The following is a 21,582-nucleotide window of genomic DNA, read 5'->3' as shown; positions in this document are numbered from 1 at the left end:
CACTCCCCGGAAAAAATTTCACCACGGACAACATGATGACAACACACGTACAGCCAACCGATACATCTCCTCCATCCGTTCGGCGGTCGAAAGATGCATCGCGCACTGGAAGAACTGGAAAATCCTCAAGACCGGCTATCGCGGACGTCTTACAGAACTTCCCAACCTCATTCGCACCGTCACCCGCCTCGAACTTTACCGACTCGGCTGGTAAATGCTTATGAATAACGCTCTTTGTGAATCATCACAAAAATGAATACGCCGGCTCGCTGCCAACCTGGGCGGCGGTTGAAATTTTCGACTGGGGAGCAATGACGCGGCTGTTCGGCTTCTCACCTCGCCATGTGCAAGACGTCATAGCAGGCCTATATGGTCTCAGCGCCCCTCAGCTGGAGTCATGGCTGAGGTCTCTCGGTATCGTCCGCAACATCTGCGCTCACCACGGACGCCTCTTTAACCGCGTACTTCCAGCGCCCCGCCTTCCTTCCCCTGGTCTCCACCCAGCGCTCGACACGGCTGGGCCGTTCACTCGCACGTTCGGCCAGCTCAGCCTCATTCAGCAGATTCTCAAGCATCGAAAGGTCGGAAACCCGCGAGTTCTACCCTCTGTCTTGCGCGCGTACCCGTCCGTGCAGCTTGTTCCGATCTCTCATACGGGAGCCCCGAGTAACTGGAGTGACTCACTCCTTTGGACCTAGCATGTGGCGACGATGACCGTCGAGCGTGACGATCTCGGCTTCGACCGGCGATGCGCAACGACCCCATGGCCGCGGAACACGCACCGTCGGTCGTGCAAGCGAAAACGCGTCGGGGGCCGGAGAGGTGCCAGGGGTGTGTCCGGCCCGCCGTCAGGCGCGGCGCTGCAGGAGGAGCACACCGTCCAGGAGCACCGCCGCAGTGCCGTCCGGGGCGGTCGCCGCGCGATCCCGCGTCTCGACGACCTGAGCGGTCCACTCCGAGGGGTCGAGGGCGAGCTCGGCGAGTTCCTCCCCGGGGCCGGCGAGGCGCATCACTCCGTGCTGATGCTCGTCGTTGCTCGCCCACGGCGGCGGTGCGGCGTGCGAGACGACGGCGAGGCGACCACCCGGCGCGACGACGCCCGCGGCCTGCCGCAGCACGTCGATCCGCGGGAACTCGACCATCGAGTGCAGAAAGCTCGCCGTGACCAGATCGAACCGCCCCTCCACCGGCCACTCGCCGGCGAGGTCGGCCTGTACGAAGTCCACGCTGACGCCCTGCGCGGTCGCGGCCTCGCGCGCCCGATCCAGCGCCGTCTCGGAGAGATCGAGCCCGGTCACGCTCCAGCCCAGCGATGCGAGCCACAGCGCATCCGCTCCCTCGCCCGCACCGAGATCGAGGGCGCGCCCCGGCGGCAGCGAACCGACCAGCCCGACCAGCGTCGCGTTCGGCCTGCCCGACCAGATGCGATCGGAGTCGGCGTAGCGCGCCTCCCAGTGCTCTCGTGCGGTACTCATGCGGATCCTCGTCTCCGGGCGCAGGGACGCCCGCGTCGAGGATGCCGCGCCGCCGCCGTGACCGCCAGCGGTCGTGCCGAAGCGGCACGGACCTCCGGCGCCGACATCCGGCTCCGACAGGTGGAGGCCACGACCGCGCGGAGATCTACCGGGACGCACTTCCCCGACCCTGCCCGCGCCGGTTAGCGTCGGGGCATGAGCCTGCGACTCGAAGAGATCATCGTCGACTGCACCGACTTCCGCGCCGTGGGGCACTGGTGGCAGGAGGCGCTCGGCTGGGACGTCGTCGACGAGGACGAGGACGGCATCGAGCTGCTCGCTCCGTCGGGTCGCGGTCCGAGCCTGCTGTTCCTCGACGTGCCCGAGCGCAAGGCCGTGAAAAACCGGCTGCACTTGGATTTCGTGCCGGACGACCAGGAGGCGGAGGTGGCGCGACTGATGGAGCTTGGCGCGACGCGGGCCGACGTGGGGCAGGGCGAGCGATCGTGGGTCGTCCTGGCGGACCCCGAGGGCAACGAGTTCTGCGTGCTCTCGGCTCGGGAGTGAGAGCGCTCCACCTTTTCCAGACGACAGTAGGGAAAGCGCTTTCCCGCGCTCTGTCGACACGGAATCGAGAATGTCAAGGGTAGAACGATCGTTCTCAGCTCTCTAGCATCGCCTCCGACGCGATACCCGGCCGGGAGCGCGCGGAGCCGAGGAGTCACCGTGACCACCTACGACAGACCGGTCGCCGCCATCCGCAGGTCGCCGTCGCAGCAGCAGGAGGAGCTCCCCGCGGGCCGCGCACTCGAGAACCGCGTCCTCGGCCTCTACGCCTACGCCTACCGCCTGACCCTCTCGGATGCCGCGGCCAGCGCCGCACTCCGTCGTGCCGCGGCGACCGTCCGCAGCGAGCGACCACGGGGACTCGAGGACTCCAGCGCGCTCGACCTGATGCGCGCCGAGGTCGGACGCGCGAGCGTGCGGCGCACCGGGTCCGCAATCGAACGGCCGGAGCAAGCCGAGCCCGTGATCCGCGAGGACGATCTGCTGCGCACCGGCTTCCACCGGCGCCTCCACGCGCTGCCGACGCTCGAACGCCAGGCCTGGCTGCTCCGGCACACGGGCGGACACGACATCGACGCGATCGCGGCGATGCTGTGCCAGCCCGCGGAGCGCATCCGCTCGGCACTCTCCGCAGCCGCCCGCACGCTGGTCGCAGGCGAGCTGGACCAGGGCGAACCGTCTCGGAACGAACCTGCCTCAGGCGACCCTTCGGCGAGCGGACCGACACCGCGCGAGCGGGCGGAGTAGCGCGACGTGGCACCGGGAATGCGAGTGGGAGAAGCGGATCAGTCGAGGTAGTCGATGTCGTCCCACGGCTGGCGGACATCGCCAGTGTCACGCTCGTCGTTCGGGACCTCCAGCTCCTCGAAGATCACCGGCACACCCGTCGAGATCAGGACGCTGACCTGGCGGTTCCCGACGATCACGAAGTCGATCAGGCCCCCTCCGGCCTGCGTCGCTCCGGTCGCCGACCGCTTCAGATCATCGACGTCGGTCCCCTGGGACAGACCGTAGGTCTTGCCCTCGATGGTCACGGTGGTGCGGATCATGTGGCGCTGCAGCTCCTCGACTCGGGTGGGCTCAGCGTACGAATTCGCGTGAGAGCGCTGCCAGGCCTTGCGGCGGAGGCGCGTGGCTGGCACGAGCGTCGGCGGGGACAGCGCAACGCAGTGCGCAACCAAGGTCAGGAGCGGGCTGGAGCGCTCCCCGGAGCCGTTGCGGCGCCCCCAGCCTTCGTTGCGCAGCGCAGGCGGCGGAGTCAACCGGGCGCGGTGTCCGCGACGTGCGCCGTAGCGTGAACGATGTCCGCACGTTCCGCATCCAGCGACAAGGAGGATCCGATGACCGAGAAGAACACTCCCGAGGACCCGCAGACCACCGATCCCGAGCACGTCGACCCCGAGACGGCCACCGACCCCGAGGGCGACCCGGTCGAGAACCCGTCGGGCTGACGCCCGCACCGAGACGGCCCGCTGCCGCCGAGACACCGCCGACAACGCGGCGCCTCGGGAGGCATCGGACCGTTTCGGCGTCCGCGCCGCCATACTGGCGGGGTGCAGGCCGAGGACGACGAGCGCCGGGATCTCGAGCGGATCCTGTCGGCCCGACCCCGCGACGACGGCGCCGACCGGGACGAGCGTGGCGTGGCGCTGCGCCGGCTCGGCGAACTGAACGCGGAGGACGTCCCTTCGCAAGCGACGCGGCCGGCCACCCATCCCGCCGCCGCGCGCACTGAGGAACCTGTGACGGAGGACCCACCGCAGCCCGCGACTGCGCTCCCGCTGTCCGCGACTGCACTCCCGATCCCCGCGACTCCTCCGTCGCGCACCGTGCACTCCGACCAGCGGGCCCCCCGCACACAGCACCCTCGCCGCCGCCTCGTACTCGCCGGCGCGATCATCGGTGGAGCCGCGGTCGGCGCGATCATCCCCATCGCGCTTCTCCTCCCGCCGCCGCCCGATCCCGTGACCGCGCCGACCGCGTCCGTGGACCCCGCCGACCGCTTCGCCACGCTCGTCGAGGGCTGGCAGCCGACCACCGACGTCCCGCCGGGCCTCGCCCTGCTCGCCAGGGAGGCCGTCATCTATGGTTCCGGGTTTGACACCGCGGAGAACGATCGCCTGCTGATCACGGAGCCGAACGGGACCACGGTCTGCCTCGCGGTGCAGCGCCCGGACGAGTCCTTCTTCGCCGGCTGCACCGGCTCGGAGGCGTTCTTCGCCGGGGAGCCGCTGCGCGTCAGCGGCACAACCCTCCGTGGCGGCGCCCCCGTCTACACGCAGATCCTGCTCCGCCCGGACGGAACGATCGAGGGCGGCTACCAGCTGGTGCCCGAGACTCCTGAGCCGGAAACGCCGCCGGCCGAACCATGAGCCGCTACGCCCGCGTCGCCTCCGCCGCGTCCGCGATCACCGCAGCCGCCGCGCCCGTTCGCGCCCACACCGCACGCTGCCGCTCGGCCCCCGTGCCGCGCGCCAGGACTCGCTCGACGCCGCGCGCTGCGACCTCCTCGTCGCCCGCCTCCGCCAGCGCCCGTCCCGCGTGATCGAGCAGGCGCGTCAGCACCGTGGAGGCGGAAGCCGGGCAGCCCTCGACTGGATCGATCAGGTCACCGGTCGTGCCGTGGCGGCTCGCCAGCCAGGAGGAGACGGCAATCACCGGAGTCGGCAGCGGCACGGGCGGGACTCCGACGCTCTCGTCGCGGACCGCGGTCTCAGTGAGCGCCCGGATCAGGACGCCGATCAGCGCGGAGTCTTCGGCGTGCACTGCGCCAGGTCGCCCCAGATCCCGACCGGTCCGGCCGTCGGCCAGCGCCCCCACGACTGGTAGCGCCAGCTGGCGAATCCGGTGTCGACCCCGGAGTTCAGAGGGGAGTTGGTGCTCAGCGCGAGGAGAGCGCGCAGCCGGTCGAGCACCGCGATCCCCTCCTCCGGCGACGCGACGCCGACGTGCACGTGCAGGCCGCAGGTGAACTGCTCACGGGCGGCGGGAGCGGTCCCGGCAGGGCGCGGACAGCGATCGCCTGGGGCGCGGGGCCTGTCAAGACCGGGTGTCTAGTCGCGAGGCCCGGCAGGATCGTGGGACACCCAGAACCGGAGGTCCCCGTGCCCGACAGCATTCCCGAGCAGGCCGAGTACGACGTCGCCGTCATCGGCGCAGGACCGGCGGGGACGGCCGCCGCCCTCCGCGCCGCCGAGCTCGGAGCGCGCGTCGTCGTGCTCGAGGCCGCGCGCGTCGGCGGCACTTGCGTCAACACGGGCTGCGTGCCCACCCGCGTCCTCGCGAAGACGGCTCGGATGATGCGCGAGACCCGCTCCGCCGGCGACTACGGGATCGACGTCGGAACGCCGACCCTCGACTGGGCGGCGACCGTGCGCCACGTGCACGAGCGGGTCGACCTGGTGCGCTCGATCAAGCGCGAGGCGCAGCGGTTCGAGGAGGCGGGGGTCGACCTGATCCACGAGGGCCGCGCCCGCTTCGTCGACGAGAGCACCCTCGTGCTCGACAGCGGTCGGCGGATCCGCGCGCGCTCCATCCTGATCTGCGTCGGCGGGCACTCGCGGCGGCTGCCGATCCCGGGCGCCGAGCTGGCGACCGTGCCGGAGGACGTGCTCGGCCTGACCGAGCTGCCCCGCCGCGTCGCGGTGATCGGCGGCGGCAACACGGGCGCTCAGCTCGTCACGGTGTTCAACGCCTTCGGCTCGGAGGTGACGCTGCTCGACGTGGCACCGAGGATCCTGATGACCTCCGACTCCAGCATCTCCGAGCATGTCTCCGGCGCCTTCGCGCGCCAGGGCGTGCGCGTGCACACCGGAATCGAGACGGTCTCGGGGCTCGAGCGGCAGGGCGACGGGGCGCTCGCGATCCAGTGGCGCGAGAGCGAGGAGTCACGCACCGCCGAGGTCGACGTGGTGATCATGGCCACCGGCTGGCCCGCCGACGTCGAGGATCTGGGGCTCGAAAAGGCGGGTATCGAGGTCGTCCGCTCGGCGCTCCCCGCCGACCAGTACTTCCGCACCGTCGTGCCGCACATCTTCGCGGTCGGTGACGCGAACGGACGCGACATGCTCGTGCAGGCGGCGCAGTTCGAGGCGGAGGCGGCGGCCGAGAACGCGGTACTCGGTGCGAACCGGCGCACCCCCCAGTTCCTCCTGCCGGCCGGCGGATTCACGGACCCGGACTACGCGGGGGTCGGCTTCACGCAGGAGCAGGCCCGCGAGCGCGACCCGCAGTGCGTCGTCGCCTCGGTGCCGTTCTCGGACCTGGACCGCGCCGTCATCGACGACCGCGAGAGCGGATTCCTCACCCTGATCGCGGACCGGCGCCGCGAGCTGCTGCTCGGCGCGCACGCGGTCGGCGAGAACGCGATCGAGGTCGTCCAGTCGGTGACCACGGCGATGGCAGCCGGAGTCGATCTCGCGACGCTCGCGAGCGTCCGCTTCGCCTACCCCACCTACAGCGCGGTGATCGGGATGGCAGCGCGCGCGCTGCTGGCCGAGCCGGCGCGGCCGACCGAGCTGGACTGACGCGCCGGCGCTACTCGATCCCCGGCGTCGGCGCCAGCCCCGAACCGGCGCCGGGCCGTCTCCGAACCCCTGGAGACGGGCACTCCGGCTCGTCCCGCCGAGAGGAACTTCCGTGCCGATCCCTGTTGTCGACTACAACCACGTCCGTCTGACCGTTCGCGACATCGCCGTCTCGCGCCCCTTCTACGACTCCGTCTTCGGCTTCGACGTCGCCTTCGAGGCGCCGCCCGCGGAGGCCTCGCAGGAGGAGAAGGACACGCTGGCCTTCGTCTTCGGCGGAGTGATCTACCAGTTCCCGGGCGGACTGCTGGGCCTTCGCCCCGTCGCTCCGGGAGACGACCACTTCGATGAGGACCGCGTCGGACTCGACCACGTCAGCTTCACGGTGCCCGACCTCGACGCGCTGAAAGCCGCCGCGGCCGTGCTCGACGACCTCGGTATCGCGCACGAGCCGATCAAGGACACCGGCGGCGCGAGCATCCTCGAGTTCCGCGATCCCGACAACATCGCGCTCGAGATCACGTCTCCGAGCTGATCGGCATTCGTATCTAAGGCTGAGGGACCGCCCGAATGCCGAAAACGTGCATATCCGGGCTCTCAGCCTTCGTTGTGCGTCCGGCGCCGGCGGGACCGGGGCGTGGTCGAGACGCGGACGAGGCCGTAGAGCCCGCGTCCGCGGTACTCCGGCAGCGTCGTTCCGCCCCAGATACCGGCGAAAGCCCGGGATCGCGTGCCGCGCCCGGTCGACCCTGGCGAAGGCCGCCGCGAACCGGGGCCAGATCGAGCGGACGAGCGTCGCCATCGCGGCGGCGACCCCTCGCGGCGGTTGGACGCGAGCGACACGACGATTAGGACGAGCCCGACCAGAGCCAGCACGGCACCGGCGGCGGCGGTCAGCGCGATGGGAACAGCGGCCGCGGTCAGCAGCGACGACGCTCCGTCCTGGGGGGCCACGAACAGCGCGGGGCGGCCGAGGACGGCGAGGACCGCCTCCGTGCCCAGCCACACGAACAGGAGGATGAGCAGGACGGCGAGGGCGATCGCCGATCCGGTGCGGGACGAATGCGTCGTGAGCCGCACCAGCCGCGGGTCGAGCGCCCGGCCGGCAGTGAGGGGAGCCGTCACGACGGTGAGGGAGGCAGCAACCTGCCCCTCGCCGACCTCGACGGAGATGCCCTGGCCGCGGTCCTGCGCGGTGACCGCGGCACGGAGGGCGCGGGCGGCGGCGTTGCCCCGATCGTGCGCGCAGGAGTCCCCTCGAGCCGCACTGTCCGCGACCTTCTCGACCACGCCGTCGGCGATCGTCGTCGTGGCGGTGCCGTGCGTGACGGAGGAGCCGTCGGCGAGACTGGTGGGGGTAGCGGTGGTCATGATCTTCTCCAGGTGATCGGAGGTCGTGGCCGGTGGCCGCGATGCTCCGCGGTACATGACGAAGGCGGGCCCGGTCGTCCCGATGGCTCGGCAGGGAAGCTCGAACGGAGCCGGTTTCGCGGCCGGCGGAGTGCACAGGGAACGCGGAAGGCCCCGCCGGCCAGTTCCGGGCGGGGCCTTCCGCTGGTGGCGCGGATCAGGTGTGGACGTGGTAATCGTTGTTGGTGAACGCGCCATTGTTGAACTCGTTCGTGTCTTCGCCGTTGACCATCTGGAAGTCGACCCACGGGTGGATGCTCTCCCCCACGCGGTAGGCGTCGGGAGTCGTCCAGTAATCGATGTCTACCTCCGCGCTCTCACCCGGCGCGAGGGTGAGCGTGCGGTTGATGAAGGTGAACACCCAGCAGTCCATGCCGAACGGGTAGTCGTTGAGATACTCCCAACCGCCGCGCGCCACCGGGTAGTGCGGGCGTGTCCGGCTCGTCTGGTGGGTGGAGTGCGGCAACTTGAAGCAGACGGTGATGCCGGTGACCGTGTCCGGTCCATCGTTCGTCACCTTCGCGTGCACGACCAGGCCCTTGTCGGCCCCGAAGGTGTTGTTGGCCGGGATGTCCTTTTCCCCGCCCTGCGCGTTCCAGGTTGTGGAGGCGTTACGGAGATCGGCCTTCTTCGTTGTCGTCGTCGTGGGTTTCCCGGACGCGGCCGCCGCCGGAGTCGCGATCGCTGCGGCGACGGCGGGCACAGTCCAGACAGCGGCAGACACGAGCGTGCGGCGGCCGGTACCGGAAGCGTCGTCGATGCTCCAGCCGTCGCCGAGGACGATGTCCTTCGTCGGATCGGTGTGGTTGTCGGTCATTGCTCTCCTCGAGGGATCAGGGGGGCGACCGGGGGTCTGCCCCGGTCCCGCGCCCCGCCGTTCCCGGCCGAGGCGCTCCGCAACAGTGCAGGTGCTGTGGCCCGTCGCGACCGTGTTCCGCATCTTACCGTCCGGTGTTCCGCGGGAAAACGTCCTCCGAGGATCAGTGGTCATCTGCGTCTCTTAGGGTCACTGCGCGAGACGGTTCGGGAAGGGGAGCGGATGCATGGATTGCAGCCAAAGACGGCTCAAGGCAGTAGCGAGCCGCTGATCGAGCGGGGAGTCCGAGTGAGCGGTCGATCGGCTGAGCAGTGGCTGAGAGCAAACGGATTCGATGTGATCGATGATCAGGTGTCTGGCAGGGTCATCGCCGATGTTGTCCGTTCCCGTGGACTCACCGTATCCCGACTCTGGCACTCGTTTGCGCGGCTGCGCACCCGTCCCGGTCAGACAGCGGAGGATCTCGCGCTCACCCTTGTCCTCGACGGCCGCCTCGTCGTGGCGACCGATTCCCGACCGTTCACGATCAGCAAGGGAGAGGGCTACCTGCGTCGGGGCAGCGTGGTCGCCACGCTCGACACCTGCGGGTCGACGGGGACCATCGAGATCGTCCTCGGGGAGGACTTCGAGCGGCGCTTCGGACTCGCCGGCGTCTGGGGAGCACTCCCGCTACCGGCCACGGGAGCAACGCGCTTCCTGGCCGCAAGCAGCAACGCTTTTCTGTCCGCGTTCAGTGCGGCCGGTCCGGCCTGGCACCTCTGGATGCTCGCCCTGGAGGCGTCGGCTGCCGGCGCGCTTCTCGAGGCGGGCCGTTGCGCCGCGATGGCCTCGAACGCGGAGGCGGATATCGTCCGCAGGGCCCGGCGGATCATCCATGAGCGGTGCACCGACCGCGCTCTGACAGTCACAGCGCTCGCCTCCCTCGTGTCGATCTCGGAGCGTCGGCTCTTCGAGGCGTTCGCAGCCGTCGGCTCCACGCCCCGAGCCGAGATCAAGCGCGCGAGACTGCTCGTCGTCCGGCGCCTGACCGCGCACAGCACGTCGCGTCCGCTCGACTGGGACGACGTCGCCGACCGCACGGGCTTCCGCAGCTCTCGGAGTCTGCGCGCTGCCCTGCGCGAGCGCAGCTGAGGCGGAGCGGGGCACCGCCGAGGGTGACGGTGGCCCTGGAAACCCCGATCACTGGGGAGAGCCCGTCCGCCGCATGCATCACAACCACCCGCGCCACGATCCCGCGTCGCTGAGTCGCCCGGATCGGCCCGCGACACGCCGAGCAGCACGACCGATCCGGGCGACTCAGCGCCTGCTCCTACGCTCCGGCGACCGTGGAGCCGCGGATCAGCAGCTGGGTCGGCAGCAGCGTCACCCGCTGGACCTCCTCGCCGGCCAGGAGGCGCACCAGCACGTCGGCCATCGCCTCGCCGAGTCCCGTGGAAGGCTGGCGCACCGTGGTCAGGCGCGGCTCGCTCGCCTCGGCGAAGTAGTCGCCGTCGAAGCCCGCGAGCGCGATATCGACCGGCACCGTGAGGCCGCGCTCGCGCAACGCGGTCAGGGCGCCCGCCGCCATCTGGTCATTGGAGGCGAAGACCGCGTCGATCGGCCGGCCGGAGTCGAGGAGGCGGCGCATCGCGTAGGCGCCGTCCTCGGGCGAGTAGTCCCCGTACTCGACGGCCGAGGCATCCAGACCGGCGGCCGTGACGGCCGAGCGCCAGCCCGCTAGGCGATCGATGGCGGCGGGCATGTCCTGGCGGCTCGCGATCATCGCAGGAGCCGTGCGGCCCAGGCTCAGGAGGTGCTGGGTGACGGCGTGCGCCGCTCCGGTGTTGTCGACGTCGACGAAGTAGCTGCCGCCGTCCTCCGTCAGCGGCCGCCCGCCGAACACCACGGGGAGGGAGGCGCCGAGCTGCGCGTAGGAGTGGTCGCCGCTGTGGTGCGAGACAACGAGCGCGCCGTCGACGTTGCCGCCGAGCAGGTAGCGCCGCGTCTTCTCGGGCGCCGCCTCCGACGCGATCACGATGGTGAGCGTGTACTCCGTACCGACGAAGGCCATCGCGGCTCCCTGCACGACCGAGGCGAGGAACGGATCCGCGAACACCTTCGCCGCCGACTCCGGCACCACGAGCGCGACGGTCTGCGTGCGGCGGCTGGCGAGGGAGCGCGCGGCGCGGTTCGGGACGTAGCCGAGCTGGTCGATCGCGGCGAGCACGGCGGTGCGGGCGCCGTCCTTCACGCGTGGCGAGTCATTGACGACCCGGCTGACCGTGGCGCGGGAGACTCCCGCGAGCGCGGCGACGGCTTCGAGCGTCGGTGCCGCCGAGGCGGTGTCGTCTGTCATGCGGGCCTTCCTCGCGGGTGCTTCTGAGGCTAGCCGAGGGCCGCAGGAGTCGGCTCGTCCGCGGCGCCCCCGGTGCGAGGGGGTGCGAGCGGCGCCGCGCACCTTCGGCTCGCAGAAACGCGCTCGGCTCGCAGAAGGCGTCGATTTCTGCGAGCCGAACACGGTTCCGCGAGCCGAAACTACGCGAGCCGGCGTCAGCCCTTCACCGCTCCGCTCATGATCCCCGCGATCAGCTGGCGACCGGCGAGCAGGAACAGCACCAGCAGCGGGACCACAGAGAGCACGGCGCCGGCGAGCACGATCGAGTAGTCGACGTAGTAGCCCGACTGCAGCTGCGCGAGCGCCGTCTGCAGGGTCGGATTCGTGGGGCTGAGCACGATCAGCGGCCAGAGGAAGTCGGTCCACGCCATCATGAAGGTGAAGAGCCCGAGGATCGCCATCGCCGGTCGCGCCGCCGGCACCGCGACGGTGAGGAACGTGCGGAACTGGTTCGCCCCGTCCATCCGCGCCGCCTCGATCAGCTCGTCCGGGATCACGTCGACCAGGTACTGCCGCATGAAGAACACGCCGAACGCCGTAACCAGCGTCGGCACGATCACTGCGCCGAGCGAGCCCGTCCAGCCCAGCTCCCGCATCAGGATGAACAGCGGGATGATGCCCAGCTGCGTCGGGATCGCCATCGTCGCGACGACTCCGATCATGAGCCCGTCGCGCCCGCGGAACCGCAGCTTGGCGAAGGCGTAGCCGGCCAGGGTGGAGAACGACACGACCGAGAGCGTGATGATCCCCGAGACGAGCACGCTGTTCAGCAGCGCCGTCCAGAACGGGATCGCCGTCAGTACCTGCGCGGCGTTGGCGAGGAAGTTGCCGCCCGGTACCAGCGGCAACGTCTCGCTGCGGGTCGCATTGCTGCCGCTCGCGACGACGAACGACCACCACAGCGGGTAGGTGGAGCCGAGGATGAACGCGCTCAGCAGCCCGTAGGTGAGGAAGCCGGGCCGGTCGACGCGGCCGGCGCGGGCGCGGCGGACCGGGAAAGCGGCGGAGGGGGCGGTCATCGCTCGCTCTCGTTCTGGCCGAGGCCGGTGGTGGTGAGCAGGGGGTCCGACGCGGCGATCTCGTCGGCGGAGGCGGGGCGCGTGCCGGAGCGCCGCTTCGTTCGTCGCGCGATCCGGTTCTCGACGGAGGCGATCCGCCGCGAGATCGCGAAGTTCAGCAGTCCGATCAGGACGATCAGGAGGAACAGCAGCCACGCGATCGCGGCCGCCTCACCGAAGTTCTGGCGGAAGAAGGCCATCTCCCAGAGATAGAGGACGGTGGTCTGGAACTGCCGGTCCGAACCGCCGATGCCACCGGCGTTCGAGACGTCGAACAGGCGCGGCTCCGCGAAGATCTGCAGGCCGCCGATGGTGGCGGTGATGATCACGAAGATCAGGGTCGGTCGGATGCTGGGGATCGTGATCGAGCGGAAGCGGCGGAACGCGTTCGCCCCGTCGATCGCGGCCGACTCGTGCAGCTCACGCGGTACGGCCTGCATGGCGGCAAGGAGGATGAGGGCGTTGTAGCCGGTCCAGCGCCAGTTCACCATCGTCGCGATCGCGACGTGGCTGGCGAGGCGGTCGTTCGTCCACTCGATCGGGCCGACACCGACCAGGCCGAGCAGGTTGTTGATCAGACCCTCCTGGTCGCTGAACACGCTGGAGAAGATCAACGCCACCGCGACCGGCGACACGATGTACGGCAGCAGCACGCTCATCCGCCAGAAGGTGCTCGCCCGCAGCGCCTGGTCGAGTGCCGCTGCGAGCAGCAGCGCGACGGCGAGCTGCGGAATCGTGGAGAGCACAAAGATGCTCAGCGTGTTGACGATCGAGTTCCAGAAGAAGCGGTCGCCGAGCACCGCCGCAAAGTTCGCGAATCCGACAAAGTCGCCCTGGCCCTGGAGCAGCTGCCAGTCGTAGAGCGACACCACGAGCGTGTAGACCAGCGGGAACGCGCCCGTGAGCGCGAACAGCAGGAAGAACGGCGAGATGTAGAGGTAGGGCGAGGCCTTCACGTCGAAGCGGCTCGTGCGCTGACGGAAGGTCAGCGGGAGTCGGGGCGCCGGGCGCCGCTTCCCCGCGGGGGGCGTCGCCGTGGCCGGCGGGGTGAGTGTGCTCGTCATGGCGCTCTCTTCGAGGTCGAGTCGGAGTCGATGGTGGCGCGTCGGCGCCTCGGTGGAGGTCCCGCCACGGGGGCCGGGGGTCCGACAGCGGCCGGACCCCCGGGATCGGGGAGCGTCAGTCGACGAGTTCGCCCAGGAGCTGGAGCGCCTCGTTCCAGCCCTCCGTGCCGTCGATCTCGCCGCGGTCGACCTTCTGCAGCACCGGTCCGAAGACGTTCTCCTGAATGAGTGAGTCGTCCGGGCCCTTGTACTGGGCGACGACACCCTCGGCGCGCTGGGCGAGGATCGCACCGGTCGGCGAGTCGTTCATGCCGGGGTCGGGAGCGGCGGCGGAGGCAAGCTCCTTCTGCGCGTCCAGGGTGCTCGGGAACGGTCCGGCCGCCTCGAACGCCTTCAGCTGCTGCTCCGGCTCGCTCAGCCACGACGCGAGCGCCGCCGCCTCGGCGGGGTGCTTCGACTGGGTCGGAACCGAGAGGAACGAGCCACCCCAGTTGGCCGGGCCGCCGGGGAAGACGTCGGCGAAGTCCCAGCCGGTGGATTCGGCGTTACCGCCGCCGGCCTCGACGTTGCTCTTCAGCGTCCCGAACATCCAGCCCGGGCAGACGAAGGTGGCGAAGGTCTCGTCGGTGAACGACTTGCCCTTGTTCCAGTCCCACGCCTTTTGCGCGGCCGAGAGGCCCGAGGCGGTGGCGTCGGTCAGCTGCCCCCAGCGCTCCTGGAGGTCGGGGTTGCCGTCGACGTTGAGCTTTCCGTCGGCGGTGTAATACCCCTCGGGCAGCTGGTTGACCATCGCGTTCCAGACGAATCCGGAGTGGTCGAACCAGGCCTTGCCCGTGGCGTCGTGGTACGTCTTCCCGGCGGCGAAGTAGTCGTCCCAGGTCGCGTCCGCTCCGCCGAGCATCTCGGCGACGGCGGCCCGGTCGGTGGGCATGCCCGCGGCCTCGAAGGCGGCCGTGTTGTAGCAGAGGCCCTCGGGTCCGATGTCGGTGCCGTAGCCGATGACGCGCCCCTCGGGGTCGGTCGCCTGCTCGTACTTCCAGTCGACCCAGTCGGCTTTGCGGTCCTCGATGCCGTGGTCGCGCAGGTCGACGAACTGGTCCGAGACCTCCATGACGGAGCCGAGCCAGCCCTCCTCGATGGCGACGACGTCCGCGAGCCCGGAGCCGGCGGCGAGCTTGGTGAACGCATCGGTTCGTGCGTTGCCGCCCGTGTCGATGTTGTTCGGGACGATGGTGGTGCCCGGGTGGGCGTCCTCGTACTCGCCGTAGAGCTCGTCGAAGCCCATAGCGTTGAATGTGGTGACGGTCAGTTCGATGTCCCCGCCCTCTGCCGCGTCCGATCCGGACGTGCATCCGGAGACGAGGAGGGCGAGAGTGGCGGCGCCGGCGATCGCTGTGGCGACCCCGGCACGTCGTGATGCAAGCACGGTCACTCCTTCGTGATGGTGGTGGGAGCACTCCGGACAGCGCTCCCACGCATGCTGTCCGCGTGCCGTGAGAGCGCTCTCACGAGTGTGCGGCGAGCTTACGCACGGGTGCGCGGGGAGGTCAAGGGTTTATGGGAGAGCGCTCTCACCGAGGTAGGTGGGGTGCTTATCCGCGGGAGGTGGAGGAGTTACGCACGAGTACCGCGACGTCCGCATGCTCAGGCGCGGTCATGGAGGTCCCAGGCGCGCCCCGCGCCCGCAGACCGGAGAGAGGAACCGTCCTGGCCCGCAGCACCCCCGCCAGCCGCACCACGAGCGAGCAGCGTACCGAGCACGCCGAGCAGTACTCGGCCGGAGCCCGTTACGCCTCGGAAGCGTTCGGCACCTTTTCCTGGTCTCCAGCGAAGTCGGTATCGCCGTCTTCGCCTTCCCCGACTCGGGCAACGCGGTGGGAGCCGGATTCCGCGGCACCGCCTTCCTCACCGTGACAGCCGACATCTACGCCATCGGCCCCATCTCCGGCGGCCACTTCAACCCCGCCGTCAGCGTCGGCCACGCCATCGCCGGACGGAGTGGAGGCACATCCCGGCTACATCGTCAGCTAGATCCTCGGCGGTGTCGCCGGCGCCGGAGTGGTGGCCGACGGTCCGTCCCGCTACCTCGCCGCTGCGCGCGAGTCCGGGTTCGCCTCCAACGGCCAGGGCGCTGGATCGCAGAGCGGCGTTACTGTCGTGCCCTCCTCACGCGTGCTCTCGTACCGGATGGTGGTGATGCGCGAGCGCGATCGGGATGTCGCTGGTGTGCGTCCCGTCCACTTGAGGCCTTACGATCTTCATTGCTTCGACGCTTTTTTCGTCCGCCGCCTTTTCCTCCTACGACGGCCCAGAAGGCCGCTCCGCCAGAGTGGAAAAGGCCTCTGGGCGACGAGCCAGCGGCCACCGGCTGACCGATTGGAAAAACTCCGTGGCGTCGGCAGCATCTTTGAATTCGAGGAGGTTCCCCACCTTGCTTGCCAAGACGTCACGCACCTCTCCAGGCGTCGCGAAGAAAAACTCCTTTCGACTGTTCGCCTGATTGAGTGCGCGCTCCGCAAAATGTCGGTGCAACTCGGTCTCTAGTGTGACGGCGTCCTCCGAGAAATAGATGGTGTGGATGTCGAAGCGGAACGGGACGGAAGCGCCACCTAATTCAAGGACGCGGTCTGCCGGCTCAAGTCGCCGAGTGAGACCGATCTTGACAACTCCCTCTCCGAACGCTCCACGATTAGAGATGACGTAGACATGGCCGGCTCGAATATTCGCCGCCCGGAAGTCATTGTCGGCGATGGCCTGCTCAATGTCAGCTAAGCGGCTCTCAAGGCCCACGTCCGAAGCCCCCGTCGCCCGCAATTGACTGATAGTTTGAACAAGTAGAGCGAGTTCCTTGTCAAGCCGCGCCCTCTGCTCCTTGAGCTCCTCTCTAACACGCGCCTCCTCGCGCAGACGAGCACGCTCTTCGCGTCGTTCCTCCTTCTCTTCCTGCTTTTTCATCAGCCAGTCCGCGGTCAACTCGATCTCCTGGAGACGTAGGCCGTGATAGTCGTCGCTGATCCGCATCGCCATCATTCCACCAAGCTTGGCAATAGCTCCTCGAGACGCCTCAAGCCGCTTCTTCGCGGTTTGCACGTTGCCAAGCCTCAAGACACGGATGCCATTCTCAGCCTCCGCATTGTAGGCACGCAACATGAGCTTCGAAAGATCATCGCTCATTTTTCGCCCTTTGGCGAGTGAATTATCGAAGGTGAACAGATTCGACTTCTCGATCGCTCGACCTTCTCTCACCAATCTGGCCGACCGAGCCTCGATTTCCTGTAGTCTAGGCAAATAGGCTGCTGCGTTCTCCAGCGGATGGTGATAGCGGTAGATCCCGACTTGCTGGAGTACCTCCTGGTCATTCAGCTCGATAGTTGCGAGAGAGACCGTCGACCCTTGGAGCATCGACGCCTCGCCCGCGATCGAGCCTTGCTCGAGCATCGTCAGTCTACGGCGCAACTCGATGTTCTCGGCTTCCAAGAGCTGAGCACGATCCTCTTCTCGCATCTCAAGAGAACCCTGGGATGGCTGCGCATCGAGTGCCCGGTCATCCGTGACTATCGTCTGCGGCGCTCCACCGGAAGCAGGTGTTAGTGCGTCGGTGTCGAGGTCAGTGGCCGCGTGGACGTTCTCCTCGAGCCACAACTGCCAGCCGCTCGGTACAGGCGGCCAATGACGAGGAGCTGTCCACCCCGCCGGCGGCTTCCACCCCTTCGGGATGGGAGGCCAGCCGGGAGGCGGGTTGAAACGACGCTCTCCATGGGTCATGACCGACGGACACCAGAAACGTCGACTGCCGACAAGGTGTAGGGATTCTTGGTGACTGCCGCACCGAGGTGTTGCAACGTCGCAAGCGGAACCACCGCGCGAAGGTCGATGTCCATGAACACCTCGCGTGACGCAGCAAGCGCAACCAACGGAATGAAGATCTCCCGACCTGTCGCCGGATCATTCGTCTCGGGGCCCACTTGAACCGAGATCGCCTGGATCAATCCCTGCCGATCGGCCTCAAAGATCTCGTGGAGCGACCGAAGCGCGACCTGGTGGAGCGCACTCGTATAACGTTCGTTCGCAGCCGCCTTGGATAGCTGAGTCTCAGTAATATCATCGCTCGCCTTCACATACCGGAACGACTTTACCGTCCTCAGGCTGTCGGGAGCGGGCACGACAACACGAACCTTTAGCTCGGCAATCTCCGGATCGAATTCGGCATCGTGCTCGACGGGGAACGAGTCGGGATACACGGAATTTGCTAGAACAATGCTTACGTATTCTTGAACCGCGTCGACGGTTCCGTAACCGAGACCGGCGATCAAGTCATCAATTGCAGCATTATGCTCTGAGACTCTCGCCTCACGAGCCCGACAAGCTGCATCGTATCGCTCCCGTTCCGCCGCTAAGAGCTTGAGCCGCGCCGCCTCCAAATTTGCATGCTCACGTGCAAGTTCCGCGTCGCGGGCGGGGATCCAGTCACGATACGTCTCCCACTGGCCGAATGCCTCCTCGAAGTCAGTCTTTGCGCGGAGCCGCGCTTCCTCGAACTTCTTCTTCCTGCCAAACAGACCCGCTGGGGCTGTCGGCTCCACGTACACCGGCGGGGCCGGTAGAGGCGTCGGCACTGGCGCCGGATTGGGCGTTTCCAGGTCCCAGCGTGGGAACGGAGGGTGCTCGGCTCGACGCTTCAGCTCCTCAAGATCCACGAAGTCATCCACCCTGAGGGTGTCGGCCAGCAAGCCATCGATCTCCGCATACTCCTGGGCAAGGTCCTCGTTCAACTCGTCGACTTCCGCAGCCCTCCGTTCCAGGTAGGCCGCTTTCGCTTCGCGCTCGTATCGCTTCCGCTCGGCCTCAGAGGCCCGAGCGATGGCAGCCTCGGCTCGATCTTGAGCGGCCCGCGCACGTTGTGCCTGCGCGTGGGCCTGGGTCTGAGCTCGTGCTGCCGCATTCGCGCGCACCTGCGCCAGGCGTTGCTGGTGATGAATTTCGGCTAAGATTCCGCGTCGCCGTGCCATGTTCTACCTCCGCTATCGCTCGAATGAGCTCACTCCGACGAGAGTCTTAGTTCCCGCTGCCGCATGACTCGATCTTCGTCCCTCCAGAAACCGGCGCCGAGCCCCTTCAGCCGGCGCCGTGCCTCGAGTACCATCCCCCACGACATGAGCAGGCTCGTTGCCTCATCGAGCGCGAGCCGGTGCATCCCGGATCGGCGTCCACGAACGGACCGGCGTCGATACGTAGGCCTCTCCGATCAGAACGCAGCCGGATGCCGGGCGATGTCGAGGGCGCGGAGCACCTGGGTCGGCGTCGTGAGACCAGTGATCCGGCGTTGCGCGATGTCGATCGTCACGGATCCGAACTGCGAGAAGTCGCTGACGTGCCGGAGCAGCACCGTCGCGACATCCTCGTGAACGTCTTCGACGCGGACAGGGCGGGAGCTGTCGCCGCCCCGTCCCCAGATATCCAAGGCGAGGGGGAAGGCGAGTCTCGCAGCCGGCTCGGGGATGCGCGGTTGCGGGGCACGCTCGAGCACGCGAGCGTCGTCGGGGCCTGTCCGTGTGCGGGTGTCGGGCGCGTAGTCCCAGACGACTGTGCCGTCCAGTTCTTCGGACCGCCAGCGCGTGGTAAGGGATCGACGAAGATGCGCCGCTGTGTGGCGGACCCGCCGGCCTGCGCAATGCCGGTGTAGGCATGGCGCCCCAGGGATGCCGTATCGAGCACGATGGACATCACGTCCATGAGCGTCGTGTTCGTCCCATCATTCATTGCGCCACCTCGCGGAGACTTCGGCGAGCGCCGGCTCCACGCCTCAGCCGGCCCTTCACCACCCCTCCGGCCCCCCACTCCCCGCCTCGTACTCCTCCAGCGCAGCACCCCCCGCAGCCCAGTGCGAAAGCACCGGCGTCACAATGCGCCAGCACTGCTCAGCCACATCGCCGGGCACGGCCAAAAGGGTGTCCCCTTGCAGAACGCCCGCGAGCACCTGCGCGTACGGATCCAACGTCGCCGCACCGGGCCGCGCTTCCAGCGTGGTGCGCTCAAGGTCGGTCAGCTCATCGGCGCTATTCACGACGAAATCCAGCCGCACGTCCCCGCCCTTCAGGCCAATCCGAAGGACCGTGCCCGCCTCGGCCCCGCGCAGCCCCCGCGGCGGAGTGGCCGCGCGGAAATGGATCGCCACCTCGTGGCGCGGGTCGCCGATCGCCTTGCCGGAGCGCAGGACGAAGGGGACGCCCGCCCAGCGCGGTGTGTCGACCTGGAGCAGCAGCTGCGCGAGGGTCTCGGTACCGGTCTCGGGGTCGACGTCGGGCTCGTCGACATACGAGGGGAAGAAGCGCCCGTCGATCCGCCCCTCGGTGTAGCCGGCGCGGCGGGCGGAGGAGGGATCGTCGCGCCAGAGCCGCACCGCACCGAGCACCTCGGCCATCCGCGCGTGCACGTCATCCGGCGCGATCTCGTCGGGGCGCTCCATCGCGGTCAGCGCGAGCACCATCAGGAGGTGGCTCTGCAGCATGTCGCGCAGCGCGCCGGTCCTCTCGTAGAAGGCCGCACGCCCCTCGATACCGAGCGTCTCGTCGTAAACGATCTCGACCTTCTCGATCTGCTCGGCGCTCCAGCTCGCCTCGAGCAGCCGGTTGCCGAACCGAAGGCCGAGCATCCCCAGCACGGTCGCGTTGCCGAGGAAGTGGTCGATGCGCCAGAACCGGCTCTCGGGAAGGACCTTCGCGAACGCGGCGTTGAGGGCGATGGCGTCCTCCAGGTCCTCACCGAACGGCTTCTCGATCGCGACGACCAGCTCCTCGGGCAGGTCGAGCTCGGCGAGCGAGGAGGCGACCGCGTGGCCCATCGCCGGCGGCAGCGCGACGTAGAGCACCGGAGTGGACGGGCAGGCGTCGAGGAGGGCCTTCAGCTGCTCCGGGTCGGAGGCGTCGGTGGCGACGAAGCGCGCGCGCGAGGCGAGGGCGTCGACCGTGCGCGCGGCGACTCCGGCCGCCTCGAGGCTCCGACGGACGAGCCCCTGCCACTCCTCGTCGCTCTGCGGCGTGCGCGCCGCCCCGATCAGCGTCAGCTCCAGATCGCGCGCGAGTTCGGCCACCCGGCCCAGGCCCGGCAGGAGCAGCCGCTCGGTGAGGTCGCCGCCCGCGCCGAGGATAGCGATGCTCCGCTGCTCGCTCCCGAGCGCCGTGGCCTCGGGGATGCCGATCTGCTCCGTCATGGTGTCTCCCTCGTCGCCGTCATGAGTCGGCAATCACGGTACGCGACGAGTGCCGGCCAGCGGCCCGGAGCACGGAGGGGTTGAGGAAGCGGGCGCGGAGTGGCAAGACGCAGCACCGCGCCGCTCGCGGTCACCGCGGCCGTTTCCGCGCCTCCGTGCGCAACGCCCTCGACATCGCCTCCGCCGAGGCGAAGCCCGCCAGCTCGGCCACGGCGTCCTGGTCCGAAGCGGTCGGGGCGAGACGTAGATCCAGCATCCTCTGGGCGAGACGGACCCGCGTAGCACGGATGGTCTGGGCCGGTGTCCGCGGCGAGTGCGCAAAGGCGGAGTAGAGCGACGCCATCGAGACCGAGAGCGCGGACGCCAGAGTGCGGACGTCGAAGGAGGCGTCGCCGCAGCAGCGCTCGATAACCGTGTGCGCACGCCGCAGGAGTCGCACGGCCGTCGCCGGCGCGGACGGGCTGACCGCCGGGCCGATCTCGGCCAGGAGCGCACCCACTCCGCTGCCCATCATGCCGCCCACCAGAGGCCACGCCGGATCCTCCGGCCGGACGGGTCCGGTCAACGCGGTACTGACCGCCGCGAGGAGGATGCGCGCCGCAACCGCCCCAGCGGGGATCAGCGTGACACCGACATCGGTCCGGGCGAAGTACCGCTCCAGGATCCGCCTGCCCACCGCGACCTCGATCGTCCCGCAGCGTCCCTCGCTGGTCGCGGTCACCGCGGAGTCGGACCAGAGCACGAGGCCACCGCCGGTCTCCACCGGCCGTTCCACTCCCTCGGCGTCGCGCAGGGTCAGCATCCCCTCCACCAGCAGACTCACGACAGCACCGCCCGGACGTCCCCGGCGATGCACCTCGCGAGCCGTGTGCCACATCCGCCTCAGCACCAACTCCTCCGCCCCGACCGCATCGGCGAACAGTCGGAGACGGCTCCCGCCGGCCGTGACGACGACGCCGTGCCGCGCCAACCAGTCGCGCGCCACCGCCCCCTCCGCGACCACACCCCTCTCCGAGGAATCGCTCCGGCGGGCCGCCGAGACGGTCTCCGGGACAGGGACATCCGAGTGGAGGGACGAGGGCAGGGCACTGAGAGAGGTCAA

General features: G+C 69.0%; 22 protein-coding genes and 1 pseudogene. 8 read left to right on the top strand and 15 right to left on the bottom strand.

Features of this window, described 5'->3' with window-relative positions; all coding sequences use genetic code 11:
* Together C5D07_RS03635 and C5D07_RS16375 are read left to right on the top strand one after the other, a co-directional pair.
* Window positions 1–214 (top strand): transposase family protein (locus tag C5D07_RS03635; RefSeq protein ID WP_146079783.1); only part of this gene is annotated, 214 nt, incomplete at its 5' end.
* 22 nt (window positions 215–236) lie between these two features.
* Entirely contained in the window at window positions 237–698 is a 462-nt protein-coding gene (locus C5D07_RS16375) for an Abi family protein (RefSeq protein ID WP_170063499.1), read from the top strand.
* Between the two features lie 150 nt (window positions 699–848).
* Here the strand turns inward: C5D07_RS16375 and C5D07_RS03625 are convergent, their stop codons facing one another.
* The gene (locus C5D07_RS03625) at window positions 849–1,475 is read right to left on the bottom strand and encodes a class I SAM-dependent methyltransferase (protein WP_104258700.1); all 627 of its coding nucleotides are present in this window, start codon (window positions 1,473–1,475) and stop codon (window positions 849–851) included.
* Window positions 1,476–1,670: 195 nt separating this feature from the next.
* Between C5D07_RS03625 and C5D07_RS03620 the strand changes: the two genes are divergently transcribed.
* On the top strand, window positions 1,671–2,021 hold the full coding sequence (locus C5D07_RS03620) for a VOC family protein (RefSeq protein WP_104258699.1): 351 nt from the start codon (window positions 1,671–1,673) through the stop codon (window positions 2,019–2,021).
* A gap of 159 nt (window positions 2,022–2,180) precedes the next feature.
* On the top strand, window positions 2,181–2,768 hold the full coding sequence (locus C5D07_RS03615; RefSeq protein WP_104258698.1) for a hypothetical protein: 588 nt from the start codon (window positions 2,181–2,183) through the stop codon (window positions 2,766–2,768).
* A 38-nt stretch (window positions 2,769–2,806) separates the two neighbouring features.
* Here C5D07_RS03615 and C5D07_RS03610 read toward each other — a convergent pair whose 3' ends face one another.
* Window positions 2,807–3,070: a hypothetical protein gene (locus tag C5D07_RS03610; RefSeq protein ID WP_068257742.1), complete on the bottom strand. Its 264-nt coding sequence runs from the start codon at window positions 3,068–3,070 to the stop codon at window positions 2,807–2,809.
* A 504-nt stretch (window positions 3,071–3,574) separates the two neighbouring features.
* Between C5D07_RS03610 and C5D07_RS03605 the strand changes: the two genes are divergently transcribed.
* Window positions 3,575–4,393 (top strand): hypothetical protein, encoded by an 819-nt coding sequence (locus C5D07_RS03605; protein WP_104258697.1) that lies wholly within the window; start codon window positions 3,575–3,577, stop codon window positions 4,391–4,393.
* Between the two features lie 4 nt (window positions 4,394–4,397).
* On the opposite strand, the gene C5D07_RS03600 is transcribed toward C5D07_RS03605, so the two are convergent.
* Both C5D07_RS03600 and C5D07_RS03595 read right to left on the bottom strand, forming a co-directional pair.
* The gene (locus tag C5D07_RS03600; protein WP_104258696.1) at window positions 4,398–4,787 is read right to left on the bottom strand and encodes a glutamate-cysteine ligase family protein; all 390 of its coding nucleotides are present in this window, start codon (window positions 4,785–4,787) and stop codon (window positions 4,398–4,400) included.
* A pseudogene (locus tag C5D07_RS03595) lies at window positions 4,763–4,993 on the bottom strand (glutamate-cysteine ligase family protein); the annotation flags it as partial. The pseudogene C5D07_RS03595 and the gene C5D07_RS03600, both read right to left, overlap by 25 nt.
* Before the next feature lie 132 nt (window positions 4,994–5,125).
* On the opposite strand from C5D07_RS03595, the gene C5D07_RS03590 reads away from it, so the two are divergent.
* Both C5D07_RS03590 and C5D07_RS03585 read left to right on the top strand, forming a co-directional pair.
* Entirely contained in the window at window positions 5,126–6,547 is a 1,422-nt protein-coding gene (locus C5D07_RS03590) for a dihydrolipoyl dehydrogenase family protein (protein ID WP_249028162.1), read from the top strand.
* A 112-nt stretch (window positions 6,548–6,659) separates the two neighbouring features.
* A complete protein-coding gene (locus C5D07_RS03585; protein ID WP_068256626.1) occupies window positions 6,660–7,082 on the top strand; it encodes a VOC family protein in 423 nt (140 codons plus the stop codon).
* Between the two features lie 62 nt (window positions 7,083–7,144).
* Here C5D07_RS03585 and C5D07_RS03580 read toward each other — a convergent pair whose 3' ends face one another.
* The gene (locus C5D07_RS03580) at window positions 7,145–7,918 is read right to left on the bottom strand and encodes an Asp23/Gls24 family envelope stress response protein (protein WP_146076789.1); all 774 of its coding nucleotides are present in this window, start codon (window positions 7,916–7,918) and stop codon (window positions 7,145–7,147) included.
* Window positions 7,919–8,114: 196 nt separating this feature from the next.
* Window positions 8,115–8,774 (bottom strand): hypothetical protein, encoded by a 660-nt coding sequence (locus tag C5D07_RS03575; RefSeq protein WP_068256631.1) that lies wholly within the window; start codon window positions 8,772–8,774, stop codon window positions 8,115–8,117.
* 336 nt (window positions 8,775–9,110) lie between these two features.
* On the opposite strand from C5D07_RS03575, the gene C5D07_RS03570 reads away from it, so the two are divergent.
* On the top strand, window positions 9,111–9,905 hold the full coding sequence (locus tag C5D07_RS03570; RefSeq protein ID WP_104258695.1) for a helix-turn-helix domain-containing protein: 795 nt from the start codon (window positions 9,111–9,113) through the stop codon (window positions 9,903–9,905).
* Window positions 9,906–10,083: 178 nt separating this feature from the next.
* Here C5D07_RS03570 and C5D07_RS03565 read toward each other — a convergent pair whose 3' ends face one another.
* The 9 genes from C5D07_RS03565 to C5D07_RS03525 form a co-directional block, all read right to left on the bottom strand.
* Complete coding sequence (locus C5D07_RS03565) at window positions 10,084–11,109, bottom strand: LacI family DNA-binding transcriptional regulator (RefSeq protein WP_104258694.1); 1,026 nt, start codon at window positions 11,107–11,109, stop codon at window positions 10,084–10,086.
* Between the two features lie 194 nt (window positions 11,110–11,303).
* Entirely contained in the window at window positions 11,304–12,167 is an 864-nt protein-coding gene (locus tag C5D07_RS03560; RefSeq protein WP_068256638.1) for a carbohydrate ABC transporter permease, read from the bottom strand.
* Entirely contained in the window at window positions 12,164–13,270 is a 1,107-nt protein-coding gene (locus tag C5D07_RS03555; RefSeq protein WP_104258693.1) for a carbohydrate ABC transporter permease, read from the bottom strand. The genes C5D07_RS03560 and C5D07_RS03555 overlap by 4 nt, the downstream gene beginning before the upstream one ends.
* A gap of 115 nt (window positions 13,271–13,385) precedes the next feature.
* The gene (locus tag C5D07_RS03550; protein WP_068256648.1) at window positions 13,386–14,696 is read right to left on the bottom strand and encodes an ABC transporter substrate-binding protein; all 1,311 of its coding nucleotides are present in this window, start codon (window positions 14,694–14,696) and stop codon (window positions 13,386–13,388) included.
* A gap of 872 nt (window positions 14,697–15,568) precedes the next feature.
* Window positions 15,569–17,035 (bottom strand): SNIPE associated domain-containing protein, encoded by a 1,467-nt coding sequence (locus C5D07_RS03545; RefSeq protein ID WP_104258692.1) that lies wholly within the window; start codon window positions 17,033–17,035, stop codon window positions 15,569–15,571.
* Window positions 17,032–18,279, bottom strand: coding sequence for a hypothetical protein (locus C5D07_RS03540; protein WP_211286316.1), 1,248 nt, complete (start codon window positions 18,277–18,279; stop codon window positions 17,032–17,034). The genes C5D07_RS03545 and C5D07_RS03540 overlap by 4 nt, the downstream gene beginning before the upstream one ends.
* Before the next feature lie 236 nt (window positions 18,280–18,515).
* Window positions 18,516–18,797, bottom strand: a complete 282-nt coding sequence (locus C5D07_RS03535) for a hypothetical protein (protein ID WP_104258691.1) — start codon at window positions 18,795–18,797, stop codon at window positions 18,516–18,518.
* 288 nt (window positions 18,798–19,085) lie between these two features.
* The gene (locus tag C5D07_RS03530; RefSeq protein ID WP_104258690.1) at window positions 19,086–20,480 is read right to left on the bottom strand and encodes a glucose-6-phosphate dehydrogenase; all 1,395 of its coding nucleotides are present in this window, start codon (window positions 20,478–20,480) and stop codon (window positions 19,086–19,088) included.
* A gap of 130 nt (window positions 20,481–20,610) precedes the next feature.
* Window positions 20,611–21,582 (bottom strand): helix-turn-helix domain-containing protein, encoded by a 972-nt coding sequence (locus C5D07_RS03525; protein ID WP_146076807.1) that lies wholly within the window; start codon window positions 21,580–21,582, stop codon window positions 20,611–20,613.

It is taken from the genome of Rathayibacter tritici, from assembly GCF_002932875.1.
GTDB lineage: Bacteria > Actinomycetota > Actinomycetes > Actinomycetales > Microbacteriaceae > Rathayibacter > Rathayibacter tritici.
Note: the sequence above shows the minus strand (reverse complement) of the source record. Positions and strands in the feature narration are given on the sequence as shown.